The organism is Comamonas aquatica (assembly GCF_018064205.1).
GTDB lineage: Bacteria > Pseudomonadota > Gammaproteobacteria > Burkholderiales > Burkholderiaceae_C > Comamonas > Comamonas aquatica.
Map to the genome: position 1 here is coordinate 638882 of NZ_CP072916.1, position 26855 is coordinate 665736.

Genomic DNA, 26855 nt, shown 5'->3' on the forward strand with positions numbered 1-26855 from the left:
CAAGCACCCTGCGGGGTGCGTTTTCATTTCTGTCCTGCGCATGTCTTCCCCTGTTTCCCCCGCTTCCAACCTGCGCGCCTGGCTGAGCGTGTGCGCGCTGGCCTTGGGCGCCTTCATTTTCAACACCAGCGAGTTTGTGCCGGTCGGCATGCTCGGCGACATCGGCGCCAGCTTTGGCATGCCGGCCGAGCACGTGGGCCTGATGCTGACCATCTATGCCTGGATCGTGGCCCTGGCCTCGCTGCCCTGCATGCTGCTGACGCGGCACATGGAGCGGCGCAAGCTGCTGATGGGGGTGTTCGCTGTGTTCATCGCCAGCCATGTAGTGTCGGGGCTGGCGAACAGCTTTGCCATGCTGGTTCTCAGCCGCGCGGGCGTGGCCTTCTCGCACGCGGTGTTCTGGTCGATCACGGCGGCCCTGGCGGTGCGCGTGGCCCCGCCGGGCAAAAAGGCCCAGGCCCTGGGCCTGCTGGCCACGGGCACCACGCTGGCCATGGTCATGGGCATTCCGCTGGGGCGCGTGGTGGGGGATTGGCTGGGCTGGCGCACCACCTTCTGGGCGATTGGCGCACTGGCGGTGGTCGTCATGCTGGCGCTGGCGCGCAACCTGCCGCAGCTGCCCAGTGAGAACGCAGGCTCGGCCTCCAGCATTCCGGTGCTGCTGCGCCGCCCTGCGCTGATGGCCCTGTACCTGCTGCTGGTGTGTGTGGTGACGGCGCAGTTCACGGTCTACAGCTACATCGAGCCTTTTGTGCAGGTCGTGGCAGGCCTGGACGCGCATGTGACCACGGTGGTGCTGCTGCTGTTTGGCGGCATGGGGATTGTCGGCAGCCTGCTGTTCAGTGCCTACGGCCTGCGCTTGGCGCGCAGCTTCCTGCCGCTGGCGATTGCCGGCATGGCACTCAGCCTGTGCCTGCTGGGCCCTGCCAGCGCCCAGGTGCCGCTGCTGTACGCGGTCTGCGTGGTCTGGGGCATTGCCATGATGTGCATGGCCCTGGCCATGCAGGCCAAGGTGCTGAGCCTGGCCCACGATGCCACGGACGTGGGCATGTCGCTGTTCTCGGGCATCTTCAACATCGGCATCGGCGCCGGGGCGCTGCTGGGCAGCCAGGTGAGCCTGCATGCCGGCATGCAGCACATCGGCTGGGTCGGCGGTGCGCTGGCCACGCTGGGGCTGGTGTGGTGTGTCTGGTCGCAGCGGCGCTGGTCGGGCAGGCCTTAATCTTTAATCCAGTCCAAGGGACCAACGGTTGTCTTGTGTCAATTAATGAGAATTATTCGCATATAATGCGCGCACAGCCAGCCACCCCCAGGTCGTTTTCGTTCTTCCTAGGTTCGCCAGCGTTTGGATATCACCAAATGAAGGAAGAGAGAACGAGCTATGACACAGTTGTGGGGAGGCCTGCGCCCAGTGGCGTGCGCGGCCATGTGGGCTGGGGGGTGTGCAGCAGCGCAAGCGGCCGAGCCGCAGTTGCCGACGACGGTGGTGACCGAGCAAGCCTCGGAGCTGTCCACCACCTATGGGGTGGAGTCCCTGAACCAGGCCGATCTGGAGCGCCAGCAGGTACTGGACATCCGCGATGCGACCCGGGACATGGTGAACGTGGAAGTGCCACGCCAGCCCAAGCGCGGCACCGGCATCTCGGGCACCACCGGGCGCGAGGGCAATACCGGGTTTGAAATCCGCGGCCTGGGTGGCAACCGGGTGCAGATGCTGATCGACGGCATTGCCCAGCCAGAGGCCGACAGTTTCATGAACAGCCACAGCTTCGGCCGCGACCATGTCGACCCGCTGACCCTGTCGGCCATCGAGGTGCACAAGGGCGTGTCGCCGGTCAGCCTGCCGGCCGGCGGGATTGCCGGGGTGGTCAATATGCGCACCCTGCTGCCGGCCGACCTGCTCAAGGACGGTAAGACCCTGGGCGGACGGGCCCTGCTGGGCTGGCGCAGCGAAAACCAAGGCCTGACCGCAGGCGCTGCGCTGGCGGGCAAGGCTTCGGCGCAATGGCAGTGGCTGCTCTCCGTCAACGGCGAGTGGAGCGACGAGATCGACAACATGGGCACCGTGGGTGGCACGGGCCTGCAGCGCACCCAGCCCAATCCGGAAGACAACCGCCGCCAGTCGGTGCTGGCCAAGCTGGTCTTCCAGCCCGATGCCGACCAGACCCATGTTTTCACGGCCGAACACCGCCGCCAGGACGTGCATGTCAACAACCTGCACGACTTTGCCAACGGCACCACCCGCAGCCACATCGACGACAACGACAGCACGCGCAGCCGGGTGTCGCTGAAGTCGGACTTCCGGGTGCGCAGCGCGGCCGCCGACCTGCTGAGCAGCTACCTGGCCTGGCAGGACAGCAGCAGCCGCCAGCAGCTGCGGCTGGACACCAGCACGGGGAATGGCATGCGTGTGCGCGACCACCATTACGACGAACGCATGCTGCAGGCCGGCGTGCAGGCGCGCAAGCAGTGGGGGGCGCATGCGCTGCACTATGGGCTGGACCTGAGCCGCCTGGACAACGATTTCGACAGCCTGTCCACCGACAACGGTGTGACCACCTCGGTGCCCAAGGGGCCGGACACCCGCACCACGCGCTGGGGCGCCTTCGTGCAGGACAACATCGAGCTGGGTGCCTTCCTGGTCAAACCGGGCCTGCGCTACGAATCGGTCGATATCGACGCCGACGCCGGCAGCATCAACATGGGGGCCTCGGGGGGCACACCGGTGTCCAAGCGCTTCGATGCCTGGCTGCCGCAGCTGGGCACGCAGTGGAACCTGGCCGGGGGCCTGCAGCTGTATGCCAACTATGCGCGCGGCTTCCGTGCACCCACGGCGGGCGAGCTGAACAACTTCTTTGGCAATGTGACGCCGTTCTATGGCTACTACATCCTGCCGAATCCCAACCTCCAGGCCGAAACCAGCAACAACTTCGACCTGGGCCTGCGCCAGACCGAGGGCGCCTTCCAGTGGGAGGCCGCGGCGTTCTACGGGCGCTACCGCAACTTCATCGAACGCTATGCCAACGCCGGCTCGGTGGGCACCGCCCCGGTGATCAGCCTGCAGCAGTCGCGCAACCAGGCGCAGGCCACGATCAAGGGCGTGGAGCTGAAGGCCAAGGCCGAGCTGGGTCGGGCCTGGGGCGGGGCCTGGCATCTGCGCGGCGGCTATGGCTACACCAAGGGCACGGGCGAGGACGGCCAAGGCCTGGAAAGCATCTCGCCCCACCAGCTGAAGCTGGGCCTGGGCCAGAAGGCGGCGCGCTGGAACTGGGAGCTGGCGGCCACCTACACCGCAGCCAAGAAGCCGCGCGATGTGCCGTCCAGCAGCACGGCCCTGTTCCTGAGCCCTGCGTCCAAGGTGCTGGACCTGAGCGGCCAGGTGGAGCTGCGCAAGGGCGTGCGCCTGAACCTGGGCCTGTTCAACCTCACCGACAAGAAGTACTGGAACTGGTCCGATGTGCGCGGTGTGACGACGGCCACCGAGCGTGCCGCCATCGACGCCTACAGCAACCCGGGGCGCAACCTGCGCGTCTCGCTGGTCGCTGACTTCTGAGGCCGGTTCCGCCAGCCCCCTCGCCATGCCGCACGGTCGGCATGGCGCCCGTTTTTTCCAAACCAGGAGCAACACCATGAATGCCGTAGTGGAACAACCGTTGGCCGATCACGCCGCGATACGCCAGGCCTTTGCCCAGGCGCGCGCCCAGGGGCTGCGCGCCAAGGATGCCGCCCAATCCGTGGGCCTGAGTGAGGGGGCGGTGGTCGCCGCCCACGTGGGGACGCATGCGCAGCCCCTCAAAGCCCTGGCGCTGGCGCCGCAGTGGTTCGAAATCCTGTCGGCGCTGGCGCCTTGCGGCACGCTGATGGCCTTGACGCGCAACGAGTCCGTCGTCCACGAAAAGGATGGCATCTACCAGGGCTTCAGCCGCGAGGGGCAGGTGGCCCTGTGCAACAACGACGACATCGATCTGCGCCTCTTCTTCTTCCAGTGGCATGCCGGTTTCGCCGTGACCGAGCCGGGCCAGGGCGGGGCAGCGCAGCGCAGCGCAGCCTGCAGTTCTTCAACCAGCATGGCGTGGCGGTGCACAAGATCTATGTGCGCCCCAGCACCGACCTGCAGGCCTGGGAGGCCGTGGTGCAGCGCTTTGCCGATGCACAGCAGGACTATGGCTTCGTGCCGGCCAAGCCGCGGGCCGTGGTCAAGGACGATGCCAGCATCGACGCCGCAGGCCTGCGCCAGGCCTGGGCGAACATGCAGGACACGCACGAGTTCTTCGGCATGCTGCGCCACTTTGAGTGCGAGCGCCAGCAGAGCTTTCGCCTGACCCGGGGGGAGTTCTGCGAACCGCTGCACCTGGGGGCCGTGACCCCGCTGCTGCAGCAGGCCGCGGCGGCGGCCGTGCCCATCATGGTGTTCGTCGGCAGCAAGGGCTGCATCCAGATCCACTCCGGGCCCGTGCACCACATCAAGCCCATGCAGACACCCGGGGGCGCGGACTGGATCAATGTGCTGGACCCTGGCTTCAACCTGCACCTGCGCCGTGACCTGATCACGGCGGCCTGGCTGGTGCGCAAGCCCACCAGCGACGGCGTGGTGACCTCGGTGGAGCTGTTTGATGCGTCCGGCGATGTGGTGGCCATGTTCTTCGGGGTGCGCAAGCCGGGCGAGCGGGAGCTGCCCGCCTGGCGTGATCTGGCCGAAAGCCTGCCACGTGCCTGAGGGGAGACGGGAAATGCACCCACAGTTCGCACCGCAGACCTGGCCGCGCCGCCAGTGGCTGGCGGCCCTTGCCGCCTCGGGCATGGCGGCGGCCTGGCCGGCATGGGCGCAGCAGCGTGGCCGGCCCGTGCGCCGTCTGATCAGCGTGGGCGGCGCCCTCACCGAAGTGGTCTATGCCCTGGGGGCGCAATCGCTGCTGGTGGCCACGGACACCACCAGCCTGTACCCCGAGGCCGCCACCCGCACGCCCAAGGTGGGGTATTTGCGCCAGCTGTCCGCCGAGGGACTGCTGTCCCTGCAGCCGGACGCCCTGGTGGGCGCGGCCGATGCCGGGCCGGCCGTGGTGCTGGAGCAGGTGCGCGCGGCCGGCGTGCGGGTGGAACTGGTGCCTGCGCAGCACAGCTTCGAGGAGGTGCTGCGCAAGGTCGAAACCGTTGGCCGCGTGACCGGGCGCGAGGCCCAGGCCGTGCAACTGGCCCAGCGCCTGCAGCAGGAATGGGCCCAGGTGAGCCGACAGGTGACCCATGCCACGCGGCGACCGCGCGCCCTGTTCATCCTTTCGCACAATGGATCACCCATGGTGGCGGGCACGGACACCGCCGCCCATGCCCTGCTGACGCTGGCCGGCGCCGACAACGTGGTGACGGCATTCGCCGGCTACCGCCCCCTGACGGCCGAGGCCATGGCCACCGCGGCGCCGCAGGTCCTCATCAACAGCACCCAGGGGATTGAAGCCCTGGGCGGGGTGGCGGCGTTCTGGCAGCGGCCGGAGCTGGCCCTGACCCCGGCGTTTGCCCGCAAGGCCCTGGTGACGATGGAGGCCAGCCATCTGCTGGGCTTCGGTCCGCGCCTGCCTTCGGCCGTGCAGGACCTGCACCGCCAGATGCTGCAGGTGACCGCATGAGGCCGCATGCGGGTGTGGCCGGGCGCCTGCCGCCCGCGCTGGCGGTGGGCGGTGGCGTGGTGCTGGCCTTGCTGGCCTTGTTGTGGGGCGGCGCGCAGGGGGCGTATGCCATCAGCCCACTGCAGATCCTGGTGGTGTTGCGCGACGCCCTGGGCGGGCACGCCGCACAGGGACCGGAGCACCTGGTGTTCCTGAACATCCGCCTGCCCCGCTTGCTGCTGGGTGCGGCCGCAGGCGCAGGTTTGGGGGTGGCCGGCGCGCTGATGCAGGGCCTGTTTCGCAACCCGCTGGCCGACCCAGGCCTGATCGGCGTGAGCAGCGGCGCGGCTCTGGCGGCGGCCGGGGCCATCGTGCTGGGGCCGCAATGGTGGCCCGACCTGGGGTTCAAGCTGGGCAGCTGGACCCTGGCGTGCAGCGCCTTTGCGGGCGGCATGCTGGTGACCGGGCTGATCTACGGGCTGGCGCAGACCCAGGGCAGCACGCGCATTGCGCTGATGCTGCTGGCCGGGATTGCCATTAATGCCCTGGCCGGGGCGGGCATGGGGTGGCTGAGCTATGTCTCCAACGATGAGCAGTTGCGCAATGTGCAGCTGTGGCTGATGGGCAGCCTGGGCCAGTCGCGCTGGCCCACGGTGCTGCTGGTCGGCGGTGTTGTAGCGGTGTGCCTGGCGGCAGCGCTGCTGCTGGCCCGGGCGCTCAATGCCCTGGCGCTGGGCGAGGCGCAGGCCCAGCTGATGGGCGTGGCGGTGGAGCGCACCAAGCGCTGGGCCATCGTGGTCGCGGCGCTGGCCGTGGGCGTGGTGACCTCGGCGACCGGCGTGATCGGTTTCATCGGCCTGGTGGCCCCGCACGGGGTGCGGCTGCTGGCCGGGCCGGACCACCGGGTGGTGCTGCCGTGCTCGGCCTTGTTGGGGGCGGCCCTGGTGCTGGCGGCCGATGCCCTGGCGCGCACCCTGGTGCAGCCGGCCGAGATGCCGCTGGGCGTGCTGACGGCCTGCATCGGCGTGCCGCTGTTCCTGTGGATGCTGCGCCAGTTCCGGGGGCGGGTATGAGCGGGCCGGTGGCATCGCAGGCGCTGGTGTGCGCCGGACTGCAGGTGCGGGCCTCGGCCCACGGGCCGCTGCTGGCGACCGTGCAGGCCGCGCTGGCACCGGGGCGGCTGACGGCCATCGTCGGGCCGAATGGGGCCGGCAAAAGCACCCTGATGGCCGTGATGGCGGGTTTGCGCCAGCCGGCGGCGGGCCGGGTGTGCCTGGGGGCGGAGCCCTTGCACCGGCTGCCGGCGGCCCAGCTGGCGCGGCGCATGGCCTTCATGGCGCAGGAAACCCAGGTGGCCTTTGCCTTTTCCGCGCAGGAAGTGGTGGAGATGGGGCGCTACCCCCACCGCCAGCAGCCTTCGCACCAGGAGGCGCAGATCGTGCAGTCCGCCATGGACAGCATGGGCGTGGCCCACCTGGCACGGCGCGAAGTCACCACCTTGTCCGGCGGCGAACGCGCGCGCGTGCAGCTGGCGCGGGTGCTGGCCCAGCTGTGGCAACCCCACGGCCTGGGCAGCCAGTGGCTGCTGCTGGATGAGCCGACCGCCGCGCTGGACCTGCAGCACCAGCACCAGGTGATGGCCTTGCTGCGCATCCGGGCGCAGACCCAGGGCCTGGGGGTGGTGGTGGTGCTGCACGACCTGAACCTGGCGCTGCGCTATGCGCACGAGGTGCTGCTGGTGCCCGGCCAGGGCCGTGCAGCCGAGCTGGGCGCCGTGGCCGACATCCTGACGCCGGACTGCATGGCCCGGGTCTGGGGCATCCACAGCGAAGCGGTGCGCATGCAGGATGGGGCACTGCAGTACCTGTTTGCCCCGGCGCCACGTCCCGGGGTCGAGCTATGCTTGTAAAAAAATAGCTGCCAACGCTTGCTGTATATGCGCTAGCAGCTATTTTTATGCGGAATTTGAAGATGGCGGGGCCGGGCAGGGTGCCGCCTGCGGGCCTCAGCCGTGGCCGTGTCCCATGCCCAGGCGGTGGGGCAGCACTTCCTGCAGGATGGTGGTCGAGATTTCCTCGATCGACTTGGTGGTGGTCGACAGCCAGCTCACGCCGGCGCGGCGCATCATGGCCTCGGCCTCGTGCACTTCGTGGCGACAGTTCTCCAGGCTGGCGTAGCGCGAGTTGGGGCGGCGCTCGTTGCGGATGCTGGACAGGCGCACGGGGTCGATCGTCAGGCCGAACAGCTTCTTGCGGATGGGCTCCAGCGCCGGGGGCAGCTTCTTGCGCTCGAAGTCCTCGGGGATCAGCGGGTAGTTGGCCACCTTCAGGCCGAACTGCATGGCCAGGTACAGGCTGGTCGGGGTCTTGCCCGAGCGGCTCACGCCCACCAGCACCACGTCGGCGCCGCTGAGGTCGTGGTTGGTCTGGCCGTCGTCGTGGGCCAGCGTGTAGTTGATGGCCTCCATGCGGTCCAGGTATTCCTTGCTCTGGCTGATGTCCGAGAAGCGCCCCACGCGGTGCTGGCTCTTCATGCCCAGCTCGTCTTCCAGCGGCTGCACAAAGGTGCCGAACATGTCCATCAGCAACCCCTTGCAATGGGCGTTGATGATGGTGACCACCTCCTGGTTGACCAGGGTGCTGAACACGATCGGCTTCTTGCCTTCCACATCCCCCGTGTGGTTGATCTGGCGTACCGCCTGGTGGGCCTTGTCCACGGTGTCAACAAAGGGGATGCGCACGATGCGGGGCTTGATGTCGAACTGGGTCATCAGGGCGGTGCCAAAGGTCTCGGCAGTGATCCCTGTGCCATCCGAAATAACGAATACGGTGCGCGTGTGCATGGGCAGGCTTATCCAATCAGATCAAACACCCGGGGTCACGGCGGAAATCGTGCCCCGGGCCTACAATGGCGCCCATTATTCCCAAATTTCGCTCGCATGCAGGTCGACCGCCGACAACCAGAACATCCAAGATGTGGTGGGCAGGCATGCGGGACATACCGGTTTTTAACTTTGGAGCCTCCCCATGTCTAACCGTTTCGAAGCGACCGCTCTGGTCGTGCCTTTCGAACAACTGCGTATGAGCGACGTCGAAGTCGTAGGCGGCAAGAACGCCTCGCTCGGCGAAATGATTTCCCAGCTGCCCCAGGGCGTGCGCGTGCCCACGGGCTTTGCCACCACGGCCCACGCTTTCCGCGAATTCCTGGCCTACGAAGGCCTGGCCGACAAGATTTCCGCCAAGCTGGCGGCGCTGGACGTCGAAGACGTGCGCGCCCTGGCTCAGGTGGGTGCCGAAATCCGTGCCCTGGTGGAAGCCCAGCCTTTCCCGGCCGATCTGGAAGCCGCCATCCGTGCGGCCTTCATCACGCTGCAAGGCGGTAACGACGCCGCTTCGTTCGCCGTGCGCTCTTCCGCCACCGCAGAAGACCTGCCCGACGCTTCGTTTGCTGGCCAGCAGGAAACCTTCTTGAACGTGGTGGGCATCGACGACGTGCTGCACAAGATGAAGGAAGTGTTCGCGTCGCTGTACAACGACCGCGCCATCTCCTACCGCGTGCACAAGGGCTTTGCCCACGACGTGGTGGCCCTGTCCGCCGGCGTGCAGCGCATGGTGCGCTCCGACCTGGGCGCGGCCGGCGTGATGTTCACCATCGACACCGAGTCCGGCTTTGAAGAAGTGGTGTTCATCACCTCCAGCTATGGCCTGGGCGAAACCGTGGTGCAAGGCGCCGTGAACCCCGACGAGTTCTACGTGCACAAGCCCATGCTCAAGGCCGGCAAGAGCGCGCTGATCCGCCGCAACCTGGGCTCCAAGCTGATCCAGATGGTGTTCTCCTCGCCCGAAGAGAAGGCCGCCTCCGGCAAGCTAGTCAAGACCACCGACGTGGCCCCAGAGCTGCGCAACCGCTACTCGCTGACCGACACCGAAGTGCAGGAACTGGCCAAGTACGCGCTGGTGATCGAGCAGCACTATGGCCGTCCCATGGACATCGAATGGGGCAAGGACGGCACCGACGGCCAGCTGTACATCCTGCAGGCACGTCCCGAAACCGTGAAGAGCCAGTCCAAGGGCCAGGCCGAACTGCGCTACAAGCTCAAGGGCACCGGCAATGTGCTGGCCGAAGGCCGCGCTATTGGCCAGAAGATCGGTACCGGCCCCGTTCGTCTGGTGTCCGACATTTCGCAGATGGACCAGGTCCAGCCTGGCGACGTGCTGGTGACCGACATGACCGACCCCAACTGGGAACCCGTCATGAAGCGCGCCTCCGCCATCGTGACCAACCGTGGCGGCCGCACCTGCCACGCCGCCATCATCGCGCGTGAACTGGGCATTCCTGCCGTGGTCGGCTGCGGCGATGCCACCGCCCGCCTGAAGGACGGCACCCTGGTGACCGTGTCCTGCTCGGAAGGCGACACCGGCAAGATCTATGACGGACTGATCGAGACCGAAGTGACCGAAGTCACCCGCGGCGAAATGCCCGAGATCAAGACCAAGATCATGATGAACGTGGGCAACCCCCAGCTGGCCTTCGACTTCGCCCAGTTGCCCAACGGCGGCGTGGGTCTGGCCCGCCTGGAATTCATCATCAACAACAACATCGGCGTGCACCCCAAGGCCATCCTGGACTACCCCGCCGTGGACCCCGACCTGAAGAAGGCCGTGGAATCCGTGGCGCGTGGCCATGCCTCGCCCCGCGCCTTCTACGTCGACAAGGTCGCCGAAGGCGTGGCCACGATTGCCGCCGCCTTCTGGCCCAAGCCCGTGATCGTGCGCATGTCGGACTTCAAGTCCAACGAATACCGCAAGCTGATCGGTGGCAGCCGCTACGAGCCCGAGGAAGAGAACCCGATGCTGGGCTTCCGCGGTGCCGCGCGTTACATCTCCGAAGACTTCGGCGAAGCCTTCAAGATGGAATGCGAAGCCCTGCGCCGCGTGCGTGAGGACATGGGCCTGACCAACGTGCAGATCATGATCCCCTTCGTGCGCACCCTGAAGCAGGCCGAGCGCGTGACCACCATGCTGGGCGACAACGGTCTCAAGCGCGGTGAGAACGATCTCAAGCTGATCATGATGTGCGAGGTGCCTTCCAACGCCATCCTGGCCGAAGAGTTCTTGGAGTACTTCGACGGCTTCTCCATCGGTTCGAACGACCTGACCCAGCTGACCCTGGGCCTGGACCGCGACTCCGGCCTGGAACTGCTGGCCGCCGACTTCGACGAACGGGACCCCGCCGTCAAGAAGATGCTGGAGCGCGCCATCGACGCCTGCCTGAAGCAGGGCAAGTACGTCGGCATCTGCGGTCAGGGCCCTTCGGACCACCCCGACTTCGCCCAGTGGCTGGCGGACAAGGGCATCGTGTCGATCTCGCTGAACCCCGACACCGTGATCGACACCTGGCAGCAACTGGCGGGCTAAGACCGCGAAAGGCCTGGGATGCAGTTTTCTCACGACGAGGTGCATGACAGGCCGGCGGCAGGCGGGGGGCAGATGCCACCCGACCTGCACGACACCCACCACCTGTGGCTTAAGGCAATCTTGCTGGCGGTCTGGGTGGTGTTTTCGTTTGGCGTGTGCTTTTTTGCGCGGGACTTGCAGGCATGGGTGCAAGGCTGGCAGCTGGGCTACTGGATGGCCGCCCAAGGGGCTGTCCTGATGTTCATGCTGATCGCGCTGGTTTACTGTGTGGTCATGGACAGGTTCGAGAGCCGCAGCGCCTCGGCACCTGATGCCACCTTGCCAGCTGCCCGTACCACCCATGCCCACCCCCTCCGGCGTTAGCGCCAATTCTTCCTCCTCGCGTGCCCGCGCCTACCGGTGGCGTGTCCATCGTTGGGTCGCCCTGTACAGCCTGGCCGTGATCGGCTTTCTGCTGCTGATGGCCTGGGCCGAAGGCCGTGGCCTGTCGCGCCACTGGATCGGCCCCATCTTCCTGTTTGTCCCGGTCATGGTGTATGCCGCCATCGGCATCTGGGGACGCACCAGCGATGCCGACGAATACTATGTTGCCGGCCGTCGCATTCCTCCTGTCTACAACGGCATGGCCGCCGCCGCCGACTGGATGAGTGCCGCCTCCTTCATCAGCCTGTCGGGCGCGCTGTACCTGCAGGGCTTTGGCGGCACCGCCGGCCAGCCGGGCGGCCTGGCCTATCTGTTGGGCTGGACCGGGGGCTTTTGCCTGGTGGCCATGCTGGTGGCCCCGCACCTGCGCGCCATGCAGCTGTACACCCTGCCGGATTTCTTCCAGGCCCGCTTCGGTGGCCGCTGGCCGCGCACGGTGGCGGCCCTGGCATCGGTGCTGTGCTCGTTCACCTATGTGGTGGCGCAGATTTACGGCGTCGGGCTGATTGCCTCGCGCCTGACCGGGGTGCAGTTCGAGATCGGCATCATGCTGGGCTTGGGCGGGGTGCTGCTGTGCTCGTTCCTGGGCGGCATGCGCGCCGTGACCTGGACCCAGGTCGCGCAGTACGTGGTGATCCTGCTGGCCTTCCTGATTCCCGTGTCCTGGCTGGCGTACAAGCAGCTGGGCAATCCGGTGGCGGCCGTGGCCTATGCCAGCCAGCTGCAGAAGATCACCGAGCTGGAGGATGCCCTGCTGCAGTCGCCGCAGGAGCTGGCGGTGCGCCAGGCCTACCAGGCGCGGGTCGAGGCGCTGGAGGCCAAGCTGGTGGATGTGCCGCTGTCGCTGGAGCGCGACCGGCTGGTGCTGCACGAACGCATCCGCTATCTGCGCTCGGTCAACAGCGATGTGGGCCAGATCGTCGCCACCAGCCGAGAGTACGCCAACCTGCCGCGCAACGCCCAGGAGGCCGAGCTGCGCTGGCGCCAGCAACTGGAGGAGTACCGTGAGCGTGCCAAGCCCTTGTCTGGCCTGCCGCGCCACAGCCAGCCCTTCGGTGGCGACCCCGATGGCACGCCCGCGGAGCGCGCGCAGTTCAACGACGAACGCAACAACTTCCTGGCGCTGATGTTCTGCCTGATGGTGGGCACGGCCGGCCTGCCCCACCTGCTGGTGCGCTACTACACCGTGCCCTCGGTGTCGGCGGCGCGCACCTCGGTGGCGTGGACGCTGTTCTTCATCGCCCTGCTGTACCTGACGGCCCCGGCGCTGGCGGCGCTGATCAAGCTGGAGGTGATGAACAACTTGGTGGGCGTGCGTTTTGACGAGCTGCCGAACTGGATCGCGCAGTGGGCGCGGGTCGATGCCTCGCTGCTGTCGGTGGAGGACGTCAACGGCGACGGGGTGCTGCAGTTTGGCGAGCTGCGCCTGGGCGCCGACCTGATCATGCTGGCGACACCGGAAATCGGCGGCCTGCCGTATGTGGTGGCGGGCCTGGTGGCCGCCGGCGGGCTGGCGGCGGCGCTGTCCACGGCCGACGGCCTGCTGCTGACCATCAGCAACGCCCTGGTGCGCGACCTGTACTTCCAGGACCGGCCACGCAAGACCTCGCCCGAGCAGCGGGTCATCGTCTCCAAGTTCGTGCTGATGGCGGTGGCGCTGCTGGCGGCGCTGGTTGCGGGGCAGCGGCCGTCCGACATCCTGGCCATGGTGGCGGCGTCGTTCTCGCTGGCGGCCTCGGCCTTCGTGCCGGCCATGGTGCTGGGCATCTTCTGGCGCGGCGTCACCCGCTATGCGGCGCTGGCCGGCATGCTGGCCGGGTTGGGCGTGGCGCTGTACTACATGCTGTCGCACACCGCCATGGTCCAGCACTGGTTGCCGTCCGTGCTGCTGGCCGATGGCCTGTGGTGGGGCATCCAGCCGGTGTCCTCCGGCGTGTTCGGTGTGGCGGCCGGCATGGCCGTGACCCTGCTGTGGAGCTGGGTGGGGCCGCGCGAATCGCTGCAACGATAGCTGCTGGCGCTTGCCTGGTGCGGTTTTCGGAATAAAAACGGCTGAAAACTAAGAGCTGGTGCACGCAATGTGCTCTGTATTCATGAGCGCCTGCCGTGCGCGGTCCCTGGATTGCCCCAATGGGGCCTGCTGCGGGCCTGTGCCATGCTGTCTGCCACAAGGGCAACGGAGGGATGCGCGATGGGACGGCGTTTGATCAAGACCGAGGCAGGCCAGCAGGCGTTCAAGGCACGCAGCGCACAGCTGGCCGGCAAGCTGCGCTCGGCCTTTTTGCTGTTCGATGGATTGCGCACGGTCGACGAGGTGCTGCAGGTCACGCAAGGCCTGGGCCTGGGCGTGGCGGACATCGACACCCTGGTGCAGGCCGGCCTGCTGGCCGAGGCCCCGGACAGTTCGCCGGCAGCAGCGCCTGCCGCCAGCCCTTCGGCGCGTTCTGCCCAGGAGCGCTACCGCGACGCCTACCCGGTGGCCGTGGCGCTGACGGGGAAGCTGGGCCTGTCGGGCTTTCGTCTGAACCTGTCGGTGGAGGCCGCCACCAGCTTTGACCAGCTGGCCGCTGTGGCCCCCAAGATCCGCGACGCGGTCGGCCCCCAGGCCTATGTGCCGCTGGAGCAGGCGCTGTTTGCCTGAGGCTGGCTTCCACGCCCCCCCACCAGGGCATAAAAAACGGCCTGTCGATGACAGGCCGTGTTGTGCGGAGTGTGTGCGGGCTCAGACGGCCAGCAGTTCCACGTCAAACTTCAGCGTGGCGTTGGGCGGAATCACGCCGCCAGCGCCGCGGGCGCCATAGCCCATTTCCGGGGGGATGATCAGGGTGCGCTTGCCGCCGACCTTCATGCCTTGCACGCCCTTGTCCCAGCCCTTGATGACCATGCCCGCGCCCAGTTGGAACACGAAGGGGTCGTTGCGGTCCTTGCTGGAGTCGAACTTGGCGCCTTGCTGGCCGTCCTTGTACAGCCAGCCGGTGTAGTGCACGGTCACGCGCTTGCCGCGGGTGGCTTCGGCACCTTCGCCGACCACGGTGTCCTCGATCTGCAGCACGGGGGCCGCCTTGGTGGACAGCAGCTCGACCTCGAACTTCAGTGTGGCGTGGGGCGGGATCACACCGCCGGCGCCATGCGCGCCATAGCCCAGTTCGGCGGGGATGATCAGGGTGCGCTTGCCGCCCACCTTCATGCCTTGCACGCCTTCGTCCCAGCCACGGATCACCATGCCGTCGTCCAGGGTGAACTCGAAAGGCTCGCGGCGGTCCTTGCTGGAGTCGAACTTGGCACCTTGCTCACCATCCAGGTACAGCCAGCCGGTGTAATGCACCTTGACGTCAGCGCCGCTGATGGCTTCGGCGCCCTGACCGACAACGGTGTCTTCGTATTGCAGGCCAGAGGCAGTGGTGGTCAGTGCCATGAAAAATTCCTTGTGTGGACGAAACAGAAAAACAAAAGGCACCGGCGGTCCAAAACCTCGGGTGCCTGTCGCGGTTGCCGCAGCGGCAGTGCGTAGATTACTTCTTCGCGCGTGCGGCTGCCCAGCGTGTGGCAAAAGCCTGCAGATCGCTCAGGCGCTTGAGCAGGTCCTGGCCCGACGCGGTGACGGTGTAGCCGTCGTTGCCATGTTCCATCAAGCCTTCTTCGCGCAGTTCCTTGATGCGGGTGTTCAAGGTGTTGGGCGTGATGCCGCCCACGCTGTCCTGCAGCAAACGGAAGGTTTGCGGATGCCCATCACGCAGTGCCCACAGCACGCGCAATGCGTAGCGGCGCTCGAGTTTTTCGAGCAACTGGTTGATGGCGGCGTTTTCCTTAGAGCTCATGGACGCTTCTCCTTGCGCTGAGATGGGGGATGGGCCGGGCTGTAGGCTGGCCCCGAACCAACGTGAATCGACTATAGCTGTGAATGCTGTCTGCTACAAGTTTAGTAGCTCGGGACAAAGAATCGCTAGGCTGTAAAGCCCGAAAGTGCGCAAAAACGCTGCTTTTGTTGTAGCGCTGCCACGTTCCCACACCGGGGGAATCACGTTCCGGGATGCCCGGATTGCCCAAAACATGGGTGAAGGGCCCAGGGGGGCTTTCTAGAATGCCCGAATTCCAGGGGAAACCCTAGGCGCGGCCGTGCTGCGTCCATCTCTGCTATTTTTTTGTGAACATGACCGACACCACCCCCTCCGACCTAGCGCCGCACGGCGCCACCTCCACCCCTTCGAAGCCGCTGCCGTTGCAAGGCATTCGCGTGGTGGAGTTCAGCCACATGGTGATGGGGCCGGCGTGCGGCATGGTGCTGGCGGATTTGGGGGCCGAGGTGATCAAGGTGGAGCCGGTGGACGGCGACCGCACGCGCCACCTGCTGGGCGCCGGGGCGGGTTTCTTTCCCATGTTCAACCGCAACAAGAAGAGCGTGGCCATCGATCTGCGCCAGCCCGAGGGCGTGCAGGCTGCCATCCGGCTGGCTGCGAGTGCCGACGTGGTGCTGCAGAACTTCAAACCCGGGGTGATGAAGAAGTACGGCCTGGACCATGCCAGCCTGTCGCGGCTCAACCCGGGCCTGATCTATGTGAACCACACCGGCTTTCTGCCTGGCCCCTACGAGCACCGCACCGCACTGGACGAGGTGGTGCAGATGATGGGTGGGCTGGCCTACATGACCGGCCGCCCGGGCGATCCGCTGCGCGCGGGCAGCAGCGTGAACGACATCATGGGTGGCATGTTCGGCGCCATCGGCGCCATGGCTGCGCTGATGCAGCGCGCGCAAACCGGCCAGGGTCAGGAGATCGATGCGGCGCTGTTCGAGAACAACGTCTTCCTGGTCGGCCAGCACATGATGCAGTACGCGGTGACCGGCCAGCCGGCAGCGCCCATGCCCGAGCGGATCTCGTCCTGGGGCCTGTACGACGTGTTCAGCGTCCAGGACGGGACGCAGATCTTCCTGGCGGCCGTGAGCGATGCGCAGTGGCGCACCTTCTGCACGGCCATGGGCTTTGACGACCTGCTGGCCGATCCGGCGCTGCAGACCAACAACGACCGTGTGCGGGCGCGCGCCACGCTGATGCCCGATCTGCGCCAACGGCTGGCACAGCACAGCGCGGCGCACTTGGCCCAGGTGTTTGAAGACCATCAACTGCCCTACGCCCCCATCTCACGGCCCGAGCAATTGTTCGACGATCCGCACCTGCTGGCCACGGGTGGCCTGGCCGAGGTGGTGCTCAGCGATGGCGACAAGGCGGGCCAGACGGCCAAAACCACCTTGCTGCCGCTGCGCATGGATGGTGAGCGCCTGCCGGTGCGCAGCAACCCGCCCAAGGCGGGCGAGCACACGGTCGAGCTGCTGACCAGCCTGGGCTACAGCGCAGCAGAGATCGAGGTGATGCGCCAGCAGCAGGCCGTGGCCTGATGCCTGTGCTGGGTATGTGAACGAAATCGGCCTGCAGCGCCGATGCAGCAAGCTCCGGCTGCTATGGTTTGAGTGGGCAGGCATGAAAAAAGGAGACCCGCGGGTCTCCTTTGGTTTGGGCGCCACCTGCCGCGAGGACAGGTGGGTGGCGCCGTTTGGGCCGTGCGCGCTTACAGCGAATCGATGAAGCTGCGCAGCTTGTCCGAACGGCTGGGGTGCTTGAGCTTGCGCAGCGCCTTGGCCTCGATCTGGCGGATGCGTTCGCGGGTCACGTCGAACTGCTTGCCCACTTCTTCCAGCGTGTGGTCGGTGGACATCTCGATGCCGAAGCGCATGCGCAGCACCTTGGCTTCGCGCGGGGTCAGTCCATCCAGGATGTCCTTGACCACGTCGCGCAGGCCGGCCTGCATGGCGGCCTCGATGGGCGCGGTGTTGGCCTGGTCTTCGATGAAGTCACCCAGGTGGCTGTCGTCATCGTCACCAATCGGCGTTTCCATGGAGATCGGCTCCTTGGCGATCTTCATGATCTTGCGGATCTTGTCCTCAGGAATCTCCATCTTCTCGGCCAGGATGGACGCATCGGGCTCAAAACCAAACTCTTGCAAGTGTTGGCGGCTGATGCGGTTCATCTTGTTGATGGTCTCGATCATGTGCACCGGGATGCGGATGGTGCGCGCCTGGTCGGCGATCGAGCGTGTGATGGCCTGGCGGATCCACCAGGTGGCGTAGGTCGAGAACTTGTAGCCGCGGCGGTATTCGAACTTGTCCACGGCCTTCATCAGACCGATGTTGCCTTCCTGGATCAGGTCCAGGAACTGCAGACCGCGGTTGGTGTACTTCTTGGCAATCGAGATCACCAGGCGCAGGTTGGCCTCGATCATCTCCTTCTTGGCAAAGCGGCTGTTGCGCTCGCCTTCGTTCATGCGCTTGTTGATGCTCTTGAGCTCTTCCAGCGGCACGACCACGCGGGCCTGCAGATCAATCAGGTTCTGCTGCAGCTCCTGCACGGGCGGGATGTTGCGCGACAGCACATTGCTCCAGGCCTTGCCGGCTGCGGCGTGCTCTTCCACCCACTTCAGGTTCAGCAGGTTGGGCGGGAATTCCTTGATGAAGATTTCCTGCGGCATGCGGCACTTGTCGACGATGATCTTGCGCAGCTCGCGTTCCTTCTTGCGCACATCGTCCACCTGTGCGCGCACCAGATCGCACAGCTTCTCGATGGTCTTGGCCGTGAAGCGGATGGTCATCAGCTCGTCGGTGATGGCCTTCTGCACCTTGTTGTACGCGGGCGAACCCCAGCCGTCCTTGTCGTAGGCCTTGCGCAACTTCTCGAAATGCTCGGCGATCTTGTCGAAGCGCGACAGGGCTTCGTTCTTCAGCTCTTCGAGGCGGCGGGTCATGGCCTTGGAGCCGCCCTTGCCGTCGTCGTCGTCCTCTTCGTCGTATTCGTCGAAGTCTTCTTCGGCCACGTAGTCGTCGTTTTCGTCGGCGTTCACGAAGCCGTCAACGATGGCCGAGATCACGACCTTGCCTTCGCGGATTTCGGCGGCCATGCCCAGCACTTCAGCGATGGTGGCGGGGGAGGCGGAGATCGCCTCCATCATGTCCATCAGACCGCCTTCGATGCGCTTGGCGATTTCGATTTCGCCTTCACGGGTCAGCAGTTCCACCGTGCCCATTTCACGCATGTACATGCGCACGGGGTCGGTGGTGCGGCCGAATTCCGAGTCCACGGTGGACAGGGCGGCTTCGGCCTCCTCTTCCGCTTCCTCTTCGGTGGTGGCGGACTGGCCGGTGTTGTTCAGCAGCAGGGTTTCGGCGTCGGGCGTCTGCTCGTACACCGCCACGCCCATGTCGTTGAGCATGGAGACCACGACTTCCAGCGTTTCCGCATCGACCAGCTTGTCGGGCAGGTGGTCGTTGATTTCGGCGTGGGTCAGGTAGCCGCGGGTCTTGCCCAGCTTGATCAGCATCTTCAGACGCTGGCGGCGGGTGTTCATTTCCTCTTCGGTCAGGACGGTTTCGTCCAGGCCGAATTCCTTCATCAAGGCGCGTTCCTTCGCCTTGCTGATCTTCATGCGCAGGGGCTTGGCCTTCTCGGTGGTGCCGGTCTCGACCACTTCGGCCTCGACTTCCACTTCGGTCTCGGCATCCGCTTCGATGTCGGCATCGGCGTCGAAGTCACCCAGATCTTCGTCGATCTCGGACTCTTCCTTAGCCTTGGGCTTGCGGCCGCGCTTGGCGGGAACCTTGGCTTCGGCAGGGGCCTTGGCTGCCTTGGCAGGCGTCTTCTTGGCGGCCGCGGGCTTGGCTTCTACGGCCTCGGCCTTGGGGGCCGCTGCTTTCTTGGCCGCAGGCTTCTTGGCTGCGGGGGCCTCGTCGCCTTCGGCCGCTTTCTTGCGACCGCGTTTCGGAGTGCTTTCGGCCAGCAGGGCGTCGGCCATGGCTTTCAGTTCAGCTTGGGACAAAGTCGCCATATCGGAATCTTTCTTGGAAGCGGCTGCCTGGGTGGAGGTGGCAGCAGACTTCTTCACGGTGGCTGCCGTGCTGGCAGCGGCCGTGGTTTTGGAAGTTTTGGGCTTCGCGGTAGCGTCGGGCGCCTGCTTGGACATCTTCGCGGACTTTGCAACGGGCATGAAAACCTCTTGGTGAAAAGCGGACACACAAAGGAAAAATGCAAGCGCCACCTAACCCGGCGCACAAGCATGCCTAGGGCATGCCGGGAGCGAACAGCTCCCAAGGCAAGATGTCTGGGCGATCATTTGGTGTGCAGTCCTTGCGGGAATTGGGCCATGCAGTTGCTGCTGACACGTGACGTCTATCACGGGGCCCGGACCGGAGGTGCTGCTGTCGCTCTTGCCGATGATTGCCTAATTATAGCGTTTGCGCCAAATTGCAAGAGGTTGGCGCGTATTTTCTGTAAATATTTTTCGCACCCTCGCCAAATTGGCGGCTGTCAGAGGGCGATGCAGGGCAAATCAAAACTGTTTTTCAAAAATAAGAGCTTCCGGCGCTTGTCAATTCATCGTTTACTTATGAAATCAATTGGAAATGAAGCTTTCACAAGCGCTAACAGCTCTGCTTTTTGAAGTAGGAAGGACCGAGTGTCCTTACTCAGGCCTGGAAGTGACACGATCCCGCAGCAGCTTGCGGCGCTCCACCAGGGCCAGGTAATGGGCCTTGATGGCGCTGTCCGACGGGTTGGCGGCGTAGGCCTTCAGGGCTTCGGTCTCCAGGATTTCGATACGCTTGGCCAGCAGCGGTGCCAGGATGTTGCGCAGCTCCTGCAGTTGTTCCGCTTCCTCGCCCTCGGGGTGGCCGTGCGGCCCTTCCATGAGTTGCAGTGCGAAGGTGCCATGCACGCTGTCGCGCAGGCGCTCCTGCAGCACAGCCCAGGGTTGGGGGCCATGTTCCTGGAACTGGCTTTCGATCCAGGCGAACAGCGGGCCGTGCGGTGCCGGCTGGTGGGCCAGGGTGTCCAGGTCGTCGTTGTCCAGCTGTTCGAGGAATTTCATCTGCGACAGCAGCAGGCGCACCGCCTGGTCGGGGGCGGTGGACGGTGCCACGCGCGGCCCCAGGGAGGGCGCGGGCCAGCTGTCCTGGGGGCGGCCGAACTTGCTGCCACGCTTCCATTCGCCGCGGGGGGCGCCGTTGCGGCTGCCATTGCCCGTGCCGCGCCAGCGGTCGCCATAGGGGCTGGTGTGGCCGCTGGGGGCGAATTCCTGCACCCAGTTGGGCGCGGCCGGGGCATGGGGCGGCGCGTCGTACGGGCTGTGGCTGGGGGCGGGCCGGGCGCCGCCGCGCTGGAAGCGTTTGTCCTGGGCTTCGGCCTGGGCCCACAGCTCCGACAGCTCGCGCGTGTCGATCTGGATCTTGGCGGCCAGCTCGCCCAGCACCAGGCGCTTGAAGGCGCCGTCGGGCAGCAAATTCCACAACGGACGGGCCTGGCTGGACAGCTTGGCGCGGCCCTGGGCCTGGCCCAGGTCGCACTCGGCACTGGCCGCCTCGAGCAGGAACTGGCTCAGTGGCAGGGCATTGGCGACATGGCGGGCGAAAGCGTCGCTGCCGTGCTCGCGGATGAAGCTGTCGGGATCGTGCTCGGCCGGCAGAAACAGGAATTTCACGCTGCGCGTGTCGTTGGCGTAGGGCAGGGCGGCTTCCAGCGCCTTGTGCGCGGCGCGGCGGCCGGCGGCATCGCCGTCAAAGCTGAAGACCACGGAGTCGGTGAAGCGGAACAGTTTCTGCACGTGGTCGTTGGTGCAGGCCGTGCCCAGGGTGGCCACGGCATTCGGAAAGCCCAGCTGCGCCAGGGCGACCACGTCCATGTAGCCTTCGGTGATCAGCACGTAGCCCATGCTGCGCAGGGCATCGCGCGCCTCGAACAGGCCGTACAGCTCGCGCCCCTTGTGGAACAGCGGGGTTTCGGGCGAGTTCAGGTATTTGGGTTTCTCGTCCCCCAGCACGCGCCCGCCAAAACCGATGCATTCGCCCTTGACGTTGCGGATTGGGAACATGATGCGGTCGCGGAAGCGGTCGTAGCGCTTGTCGTCGTCCTCGCCGACGATGACCAGGCCGCTTTCCTGCAGCTGCGGGTCGTCATATTCCGGGAACACGCTGGCCAGGTTGCGCCAGCCCGGCGGGGCATAGCCCAGTCCGTACTTGCTGGAGATGGCGCCCGAGACCCCGCGCTGCTTGAGGTACTGCACCGCGTGCGCGTGCTCCTTGAGCTGGTGGCGGTAGGCATTGCCGGCGCGTTCCAGCACGTCGTTCAGGGTGGCCTGCTTGAGTTTGGCGGCGGCCTGGCGCTCGCGCTCCTGCGGGCTGATGTCCTCCTGCGGCACGACCATGCCGACCTGGCCGGCTAGGTCGTTCACGGCTTCCACGAAGCCCATGCCCGCATGCTCCATCAGAAAGCCGATGGCATTGCCGTTCTTGCCACAGCCGAAGCAGTGGTAGAACTGCTTGGACGGGCTGACGCTGAAGGAGGGGGACTTTTCGCCGTGGAAGGGGCACAGCCCCATGAAGTTGGCGCCGCCTTTTTTGAGCTGCACGTAGCGACCCACCACGTCGACGACATCGACGCGGGACAACAGCTCTTGGATGAAGGATTGGGGAATGGACACGGGCGCTATTGTCCCGTATGCGCCTGGCGCGCGTCACGGGCGGCGGGCATGCCCACGCAAAAAGCCGACAGCCTGCGGGGGTGATGGCGCAAAAAAAGCCCGGCATGGCCGGGCTGTCAAAGAAGGGGAAAGGATTGCGGCTGCGGATCAGTGCAGCATCAGGGCGCCTGCGCTCTTGCTCTTGCCGGCGCGGGCGGGTGGGTTGCACAGGCCACACTCGAAATGGCGGGCGTTTTCATACAGTTCGGAGACAAACATGCCACCGCATTTGCTGCACTTGGTGCGGGTCAGCATGTTGGCGTCCACGAACTTCACCAGGCGCCAGGCGCGGGTGAAGGACAGCAGGCAGTCCAGTTGCGAGGCCGTGACCTGCTCGGTGTACAGGCGGTAGGCCTTGGTCAGCACCTCGACAGGGTCGGCATCCACGCCCTTGGACAGGTATTCATAGATGTTCAGGAACAGCGAGCTGTGGATGTTCTCCTGCCAGGTCAGGAACCAGTCGGTCGAGAAAGGCAGCTGGCCTTTGGAGGGCGACTTGCCGGCGATCTCCTTGTACAGGCGGATCAGGCGTTCGTAGGACAGCGTGGTTTCTGACTCCAGCACCTGCATGCGGGCACCCATCTGGATGAGCATGGCAGCACGTTCGATTTGCTTGGATTCGTTCAGAACACTTTTGGCGGGCGCGGACATGGCGAGACTCCGTAGGCGGTGATCGGTCGAAGCGGCTTATAGCACTTCGGAGACGCGGCTGGCCATCAGGATGTTGGCGTGCAGGGCGTTGGTGGCTTCGTTGCCGATCTTGTTGCTGCTGTGGTTGGTCAGCAGGTTCCAGACCATTTCATCGTCAACGCGGAAGCTGCACAGCAAGGTGTTGCGGGAGGCAATCTTCAGCACTTGGGCTGCGGACAGGGTGCCCAGAATGTCACAGGCTTCTTCGCTTAGACCCAGGCGGAACACGGCTTCGGCCTTGTCCTTGCGGATCATTGTCTGCGCCAGCATCAGGTAGGTGAGGTTGGCTTCGCGGATCTCAGCGAGCAGTTGTTCGTCATTCATGGCTACATCCTTTTCCAGTTTCCAGCTTCAAATGGGCCTCGAGGGGCTGCCGCCTGTGCTTGCAAGCAAGTGGCGATCTGATGGAATGAATTCTGCGGCTGGGCCTGCAGAAAATGGAGTCGGGGTGCGCCGGTGCGCAGTGTCTGGTTGGCATCCAGACCATGTCTGGTTGTTGCCAACAGGATGTAGGATTTTTTCTTACACAAAACCCTGCACATGGCGTGCAGTGCAGTAAATGTAACTGTTTTGTGACAATTTTGAAGTGGCAATCAAACGGGGAAAAAGCCGCTTTCCAAACGCTTCAATTGTTAACCACGTTTAATCAGTGCATACGTGTATGGTGCCCTATTTTGCAGGGGGTAATGCTCCTGAAAAAGGTGCAAACACCCCCCTGTTCCACAGGGAAAAAGTTGTTAACCTTTGGCGACCGGGCGTGCTGGATGGCTGCACCATTCGCTCCAGCTGCCGGCAAACAGCCGTGTCGGTGGAAATCCTGCAATCTCCATCGCCAGCAGGTTGGGCAGGGCGCTGACACCGCTGCCGCACTGGTGGACCACCGTGGCCGGGTCACGGCCTTGCAGCAGGGCATCGAACTCGGCCTTGAGCAGTGCCTGGGGCTTGAAGCGGCCATCCAGGGCGATGTTCTCGGAGAAGGGGCGGTTCAGCGCGCCGGGAATGTGGCCGGCGACAGGGTCCAGGGGCTCGACCTCGCCACGGTAACGGGCCGGGGCGCGCGCATCGATCAGGGTCTGGCGCTCGGGCTGCTGCAGGTGGGCTTCGACCTCGTCGGCCGTCACCAACTGGCGCAGGCTGTCGTGCAGGGCAAAGTTGGACTGGAAGTGCGAGGGCTCGTCGCCCTGGCTGGTGGCGCCGCCTGCGGCGGTCCAGGCTGGCAGGCCGCCATCCAGCACGGCCACGGCGTCATGGCCGGCCCATTTGAGCATCCACCACAGACGGCCACAGAAGTTGCAGCCTTGGCGGTCATAGACCACGGCCTGCATGTCGTTGCGAAAGCCGATGGACGACAGCCATTGGGCAAAGCGCTCGCGGCTGGGCAGGGGGTGGCGACCGCCGGAGGCGGGCTGGTCGGTGGCTGCCGTGTGCACCTGCCCGTCCTTGCCGGGGGCCCCGTGGCGGGCGCTCAGGTGCTGGTCCAGATCGGCGTGCACGGCGCCTGGGATGTGGGCCTGCAGGTATTGCTGCCGCCCAGCCGGTGGGTTGCCCAGATCAAAGCTGCAATCGAACACCATGTGGGGTTGACCACTGCTTGCCAGGGCTTGCAATTGGGCCGGGATGATCAGGGTGGTATAGGTCATGACCGTGTTCTCAAAGTTCTGTCAGCGCACATTGTGGGACGGAATCGGCCCTGCGGCACAGGCCGTGGTTCACCGGCCTGCGGCCTTGGCCGGTACTGCCGCGCCGCGTGCGCGGAAGATGGTGGCTGCGATGCCGCTGGCCACAATCAGCAGCATGCCCAGCCAGCCTTCCCAGCCCAGGCTGTCGTGGAACCAGAACAGGCTGTACAGGCCGGCAAACACAATGCCGGAGTACTGCAGGTTGGCCACCACCAGGGTGCCGCGTGCGGTCTTGGCCTGGGCATAGGCGCGCGTCATGCACAGCTGGCCGCCGGCGGCCAGCAGGCCGATGGGCAGCAGCCACAGGCTGGCTTGCCAGCCGGGCCAGGCGGAAAAACCGGTGATGCCGCTGGCGACCAGGCCCAGCAGGGTGCAGCCCAGACCAAAGAAGAACACGGTGCGAGATTCGGGCTCGCCCATGCGCGACAGCGCCACGACCTGCATATAGGCCATGGCCGACAGCACCCCGGAACCCAGGCCGATCAGCGCGGCGGTGGTCTGCTCCTGGGCAAAGCTGGGCTGCAGCATCAGCACCACGCCCACAAAACCCGCCACGATGGTCAGCAGCAGCGGCACATTCAGCGGTTGCGGTGTGCGGCCGCTGCGCGGGTGCAGCGACCACAGGGCACCGGCGAGCAGGAACACGGCAATCCAGATGCTGCTCATGTAGTTGAGGGTCATGGCGCTGGCCAGCGGCATCTGGGTGATGGCGTAGAACCAGCAGCCCATGGCCGTGACGCCGATCAGGCTGCGCCAGGCGTGCATCCAAGGGTGGCGGGTTTTCAGGGATACGCCTTGGGAGGCGCTGAGCAGCCACATGGCGAGCATGCCGATCAGGCCACGGTAGAACACGATTTCTGCGGTGTGGAAATGCACCGCCGCGTACTTGATGCAGACCCCCATGGTGGCGAACAGAAACGCCCCCACCACCATCCATAGCACTTGCATGAGCGCCGTCCCTGACTGTTGTGTTGTGCAGAACGGCCCGCCGTTCTTGCCTATGAAAAAAGCTGCCAGCGCCCGACGGACGGGCGTTGGCAGCTCTGGAGAGCGTAGCAAAAAAGCTCAGCGCTGTGGCAGGTGCGCGCCCATTGTTTGGCGATACCACTCATGGAAATGCTGCATGCCATCTTCCATGGGGCTTTGGTAGGGGCCGACCTCGTTGTCGCCCCGTTCCATCAGGGCGCGGCGCCCGGCGTCCATGCGTTCGCCGATCTCATCGTCCTCGATGGCGGTTTCCATGTAGGCCGCCTTCTGCGCTGCGATGAATTCGGGCTCGAAGGCCGCGATTTCCTCGGGGTAGTAGAACTCCACCACGTTCATGGTCTTGGTGGGGCTGAGGGGGTGCAGGGTGGAGACCGTCAGCACGTGCGGATACCACTCCACCATGATGTGCGGGTAGTAGGTCAGCCAGATCGCGCCGCGCTCGGGCAGCTCCCCGTTGCGGTACTGCAGCAGCACGTCGTGCCACTTCTTGTACACCGCAGAGCCGGGCTTGCCGAAGGTCGGGGCCACGCCCACGGTCTGTACCGAGTACTCCTTGGCGAACTCCCACTGGAGGTCGTCGCAGGTCACGAAATTGCCCAGGCCGGGGTGGAAGGGGCCGACGTGGTAGTCCTCCAGGTAGACCTCGATGAAGGTCTTCCAGTTGTAGTTGCACTCGTGCATTTCCACGTGGTGCAGCACCAGCCCGTCAAAGCTCAGCTGCTCGCGCAGTGCCATGCCGGCCAGGTCGGCGGCCACGTCGCGGCCGTTGTCCTCGAACAGCATGCCGTTCCACTCGCGCAGCTTGTAGTTGTTCAGGTGCAGGCAGGGATCGTGGCTGAAATGCGGCGCACCCAGCAGCTCGCCGCTGGTGCTGTAGGTCCAGCGGTGCAGCGGGCAGACGATGTTGCCGCCGGCGTGGCCCTTGCCTTCGGTTTTCAGGTTGCCCCGGCCCTTGAGCATGACCGCCTGGCGATGGCGGCAGATGTTGGAGATCAGTTCGATCTGGCCCTGGTCGTTGCGGACCAGGGCGCGGCCTTCGTGTTCCTGCGGCAGGGCGTAGTAGTCGCCGATCTCCGGCACCGACACACTGCTGCCGACGTAGCGGGGCCCTTGCTGGAAGATGGTTTCCATCTCGCGCTGGAACAGCGCGGCATCGAAATAGCTTGAAACTGGTAGTTGGCTTGCGGCCTGCTGCAGTTGAAGACTTAAATCAGACATGGGTGACCTGACCTAAAGACTCCCCACAGGGAGGTGCATCGTGCACGGGTGAAAAAATAAAACCGGCCATGCCACAGCGCAACAGGACAGATGCATGAAGCTTTGTCCGTCAATGCACAAGGCGGAGGGCCGGTTGGACGGGAATGGGATTGTAAGCGGTGGGGTTATTCCCGCCGATCGGTTATGTGTATTTATATCAACCGCTTGGGCCGTGGCACGGTCAAATTTCGCTCCCGCTGGCTGGGGTGTATGTTCTCCAGGGTGGTCGCACGCCTTGGCAGCCTAAA

General features: G+C 65.3%; 22 protein-coding genes and 2 pseudogenes. 13 read left to right on the forward strand and 11 right to left on the reverse strand.

Features of this window, described 5'->3' with window-relative positions; translation table 11 throughout:
* The first annotated feature begins 40 nt into the window (after positions 1–40).
* From KAQ61_RS03000 to KAQ61_RS03025, 6 genes and pseudogenes are all read left to right on the forward strand, one after another.
* Positions 41–1222 carry a sugar transporter gene (locus KAQ61_RS03000; RefSeq protein ID WP_210930447.1) on the forward strand — a complete coding sequence of 394 codons (1182 nt, stop codon included), beginning with the start codon at positions 41–43 and terminating at the stop codon, positions 1220–1222.
* Between the two features lie 159 nt (positions 1223–1381).
* Positions 1382–3553 (forward strand): TonB-dependent hemoglobin/transferrin/lactoferrin family receptor, encoded by a 2172-nt coding sequence (locus KAQ61_RS03005; RefSeq protein ID WP_210930448.1) that lies wholly within the window; start codon positions 1382–1384, stop codon positions 3551–3553.
* A gap of 76 nt (positions 3554–3629) precedes the next feature.
* Positions 3630–4717, forward strand: a pseudogene (locus KAQ61_RS03010) (hemin-degrading factor).
* A 13-nt stretch (positions 4718–4730) separates the two neighbouring features.
* The gene (locus KAQ61_RS03015) at positions 4731–5621 is read left to right on the forward strand and encodes a heme/hemin ABC transporter substrate-binding protein (protein ID WP_420839377.1); all 891 of its coding nucleotides are present in this window, start codon (positions 4731–4733) and stop codon (positions 5619–5621) included.
* The gene (locus KAQ61_RS03020) at positions 5618–6673 is read left to right on the forward strand and encodes a FecCD family ABC transporter permease (RefSeq protein ID WP_210930449.1); all 1056 of its coding nucleotides are present in this window, start codon (positions 5618–5620) and stop codon (positions 6671–6673) included. The genes KAQ61_RS03015 and KAQ61_RS03020 overlap by 4 nt, the downstream gene beginning before the upstream one ends.
* Positions 6670–7509 (forward strand): heme ABC transporter ATP-binding protein, encoded by an 840-nt coding sequence (locus KAQ61_RS03025; protein ID WP_210930450.1) that lies wholly within the window; start codon positions 6670–6672, stop codon positions 7507–7509. The genes KAQ61_RS03020 and KAQ61_RS03025 overlap by 4 nt, the downstream gene beginning before the upstream one ends.
* Before the next feature lie 96 nt (positions 7510–7605).
* Here the strand turns inward: KAQ61_RS03025 and ppsR are convergent, their stop codons facing one another.
* Entirely contained in the window at positions 7606–8442 is an 837-nt protein-coding gene (ppsR, locus tag KAQ61_RS03030) for a posphoenolpyruvate synthetase regulatory kinase/phosphorylase PpsR (protein ID WP_042415487.1), read from the reverse strand.
* A gap of 184 nt (positions 8443–8626) precedes the next feature.
* On the opposite strand from ppsR, the gene ppsA reads away from it, so the two are divergent.
* From ppsA to KAQ61_RS03050, 4 genes are all read left to right on the forward strand, one after another.
* The gene (gene ppsA / locus KAQ61_RS03035; protein WP_210930451.1) at positions 8627–11017 is read left to right on the forward strand and encodes a phosphoenolpyruvate synthase; all 2391 of its coding nucleotides are present in this window, start codon (positions 8627–8629) and stop codon (positions 11015–11017) included.
* Between the two features lie 18 nt (positions 11018–11035).
* A complete protein-coding gene (locus KAQ61_RS03040) occupies positions 11036–11380 on the forward strand; it encodes a DUF4212 domain-containing protein (protein WP_210930452.1) in 345 nt (114 codons plus the stop codon).
* Complete coding sequence (locus KAQ61_RS03045; RefSeq protein WP_210930453.1) at positions 11358–13451, forward strand: VC_2705 family sodium/solute symporter; 2094 nt, start codon at positions 11358–11360, stop codon at positions 13449–13451. The genes KAQ61_RS03040 and KAQ61_RS03045 overlap by 23 nt, the downstream gene beginning before the upstream one ends.
* A 180-nt stretch (positions 13452–13631) precedes the next feature.
* Complete coding sequence (locus KAQ61_RS03050) at positions 13632–14081, forward strand: hypothetical protein (RefSeq protein ID WP_210930454.1); 450 nt, start codon at positions 13632–13634, stop codon at positions 14079–14081.
* A gap of 81 nt (positions 14082–14162) precedes the next feature.
* Here the strand turns inward: KAQ61_RS03050 and KAQ61_RS18660 are convergent, their stop codons facing one another.
* From KAQ61_RS18660 to KAQ61_RS03060, 3 genes and pseudogenes are all read right to left on the reverse strand, one after another.
* Positions 14163–14516 carry an FKBP-type peptidyl-prolyl cis-trans isomerase gene (locus KAQ61_RS18660; RefSeq protein ID WP_244983048.1) on the reverse strand — a complete coding sequence of 118 codons (354 nt, stop codon included), beginning with the start codon at positions 14514–14516 and terminating at the stop codon, positions 14163–14165.
* A pseudogene (locus tag KAQ61_RS18665) lies at positions 14511–14855 on the reverse strand (FKBP-type peptidyl-prolyl cis-trans isomerase); the annotation flags it as partial. The gene KAQ61_RS18660 and the pseudogene KAQ61_RS18665, both read right to left, overlap by 6 nt.
* A gap of 97 nt (positions 14856–14952) precedes the next feature.
* On the reverse strand, positions 14953–15258 hold the full coding sequence (locus KAQ61_RS03060) for a winged helix-turn-helix transcriptional regulator (protein ID WP_042415506.1): 306 nt from the start codon (positions 15256–15258) through the stop codon (positions 14953–14955).
* 332 nt (positions 15259–15590) lie between these two features.
* Here KAQ61_RS03060 and KAQ61_RS03065 point away from each other — a divergent pair, with 332 nt between their 5' ends.
* Complete coding sequence (locus KAQ61_RS03065) at positions 15591–16832, forward strand: CaiB/BaiF CoA transferase family protein (protein ID WP_210930455.1); 1242 nt, start codon at positions 15591–15593, stop codon at positions 16830–16832.
* 170 nt (positions 16833–17002) lie between these two features.
* On the opposite strand, the gene rpoD is transcribed toward KAQ61_RS03065, so the two are convergent.
* Positions 17003–19309 carry an RNA polymerase sigma factor RpoD gene (gene rpoD, locus KAQ61_RS03070; protein ID WP_244982966.1) on the reverse strand — a complete coding sequence of 769 codons (2307 nt, stop codon included), beginning with the start codon at positions 19307–19309 and terminating at the stop codon, positions 17003–17005.
* Between the two features lie 13 nt (positions 19310–19322).
* On the opposite strand from rpoD, the gene KAQ61_RS18670 reads away from it, so the two are divergent.
* Positions 19323–19484, forward strand: coding sequence for a hypothetical protein (locus KAQ61_RS18670; protein WP_225890490.1), 162 nt, complete (start codon positions 19323–19325; stop codon positions 19482–19484).
* Positions 19485–19624: 140 nt separating this feature from the next.
* Positions 19625–19921, forward strand: a complete 297-nt coding sequence (locus tag KAQ61_RS03075) for a hypothetical protein (RefSeq protein WP_210930457.1) — start codon at positions 19625–19627, stop codon at positions 19919–19921.
* Between the two features lie 21 nt (positions 19922–19942).
* Here KAQ61_RS03075 and dnaG read toward each other — a convergent pair whose 3' ends face one another.
* The 6 genes from dnaG to KAQ61_RS03105 all read right to left on the reverse strand — a co-directional run bounded on the left by dnaG (position 19943) and on the right by KAQ61_RS03105 (position 26568).
* Positions 19943–21955, reverse strand: a complete 2013-nt coding sequence (gene dnaG / locus KAQ61_RS03080; protein WP_210930458.1) for a DNA primase — start codon at positions 21953–21955, stop codon at positions 19943–19945.
* A 147-nt stretch (positions 21956–22102) separates the two neighbouring features.
* Entirely contained in the window at positions 22103–22645 is a 543-nt protein-coding gene (gene flhC / locus KAQ61_RS03085; RefSeq protein ID WP_042415514.1) for a flagellar transcriptional regulator FlhC, read from the reverse strand.
* A 36-nt stretch (positions 22646–22681) separates the two neighbouring features.
* Positions 22682–23008: a flagellar transcriptional regulator FlhD gene (flhD, locus tag KAQ61_RS03090; RefSeq protein ID WP_043385911.1), complete on the reverse strand. Its 327-nt coding sequence runs from the start codon at positions 23006–23008 to the stop codon at positions 22682–22684.
* A 413-nt stretch (positions 23009–23421) separates the two neighbouring features.
* The gene (locus tag KAQ61_RS03095) at positions 23422–24324 is read right to left on the reverse strand and encodes a sulfurtransferase (RefSeq protein ID WP_210930459.1); all 903 of its coding nucleotides are present in this window, start codon (positions 24322–24324) and stop codon (positions 23422–23424) included.
* A 69-nt stretch (positions 24325–24393) separates the two neighbouring features.
* Complete coding sequence (locus KAQ61_RS03100; RefSeq protein ID WP_210930460.1) at positions 24394–25311, reverse strand: DMT family transporter; 918 nt, start codon at positions 25309–25311, stop codon at positions 24394–24396.
* A gap of 117 nt (positions 25312–25428) precedes the next feature.
* Positions 25429–26568, reverse strand: coding sequence for an aromatic ring-hydroxylating oxygenase subunit alpha (locus KAQ61_RS03105; protein WP_210930461.1), 1140 nt, complete (start codon positions 26566–26568; stop codon positions 25429–25431).
* Positions 26569–26855 lie beyond the last annotated feature (287 nt).

Coding starts and splice junctions, on each gene's coding strand:
- ppsA (WP_210930451.1), top strand. CDS start 8,627: ATGTCTAACCGTTTCGAAGCGACCGCTCTGGTCGTGCCTTTCGAACAA.
- KAQ61_RS03020 (WP_210930449.1), top strand. CDS start 5,618: ATGAGGCCGCATGCGGGTGTGGCCGGGCGCCTGCCGCCCGCGCTGGCG.
- flhD (WP_043385911.1), bottom strand. CDS start 23,008: ATGAATGACGAACAACTGCTCGCTGAGATCCGCGAAGCCAACCTCACC.
- KAQ61_RS03105 (WP_210930461.1), bottom strand. CDS start 26,568: ATGTCTGATTTAAGTCTTCAACTGCAGCAGGCCGCAAGCCAACTACCA.
- KAQ61_RS03040 (WP_210930452.1), top strand. CDS start 11,036: ATGCAGTTTTCTCACGACGAGGTGCATGACAGGCCGGCGGCAGGCGGG.
- KAQ61_RS03025 (WP_210930450.1), top strand. CDS start 6,670: ATGAGCGGGCCGGTGGCATCGCAGGCGCTGGTGTGCGCCGGACTGCAG.
- KAQ61_RS03015 (WP_420839377.1), top strand. CDS start 4,731: ATGCACCCACAGTTCGCACCGCAGACCTGGCCGCGCCGCCAGTGGCTG.
- KAQ61_RS03075 (WP_210930457.1), top strand. CDS start 19,625: ATGCAGTTGCTGCTGACACGTGACGTCTATCACGGGGCCCGGACCGGA.
- KAQ61_RS03060 (WP_042415506.1), bottom strand. CDS start 15,258: ATGAGCTCTAAGGAAAACGCCGCCATCAACCAGTTGCTCGAAAAACTC.
- KAQ61_RS03050 (WP_210930454.1), top strand. CDS start 13,632: ATGGGACGGCGTTTGATCAAGACCGAGGCAGGCCAGCAGGCGTTCAAG.
- KAQ61_RS03005 (WP_210930448.1), top strand. CDS start 1,382: ATGACACAGTTGTGGGGAGGCCTGCGCCCAGTGGCGTGCGCGGCCATG.
- KAQ61_RS03095 (WP_210930459.1), bottom strand. CDS start 24,324: ATGACCTATACCACCCTGATCATCCCGGCCCAATTGCAAGCCCTGGCA.
- KAQ61_RS03045 (WP_210930453.1), top strand. CDS start 11,358: ATGCCCACCCCCTCCGGCGTTAGCGCCAATTCTTCCTCCTCGCGTGCC.
- KAQ61_RS03065 (WP_210930455.1), top strand. CDS start 15,591: ATGACCGACACCACCCCCTCCGACCTAGCGCCGCACGGCGCCACCTCC.
- KAQ61_RS03000 (WP_210930447.1), top strand. CDS start 41: ATGTCTTCCCCTGTTTCCCCCGCTTCCAACCTGCGCGCCTGGCTGAGC.
- flhC (WP_042415514.1), bottom strand. CDS start 22,645: ATGTCCGCGCCCGCCAAAAGTGTTCTGAACGAATCCAAGCAAATCGAA.
- KAQ61_RS03100 (WP_210930460.1), bottom strand. CDS start 25,311: ATGCAAGTGCTATGGATGGTGGTGGGGGCGTTTCTGTTCGCCACCATG.
- ppsR (WP_042415487.1), bottom strand. CDS start 8,442: ATGCACACGCGCACCGTATTCGTTATTTCGGATGGCACAGGGATCACT.
- rpoD (WP_244982966.1), bottom strand. CDS start 19,309: ATGGCGACTTTGTCCCAAGCTGAACTGAAAGCCATGGCCGACGCCCTG.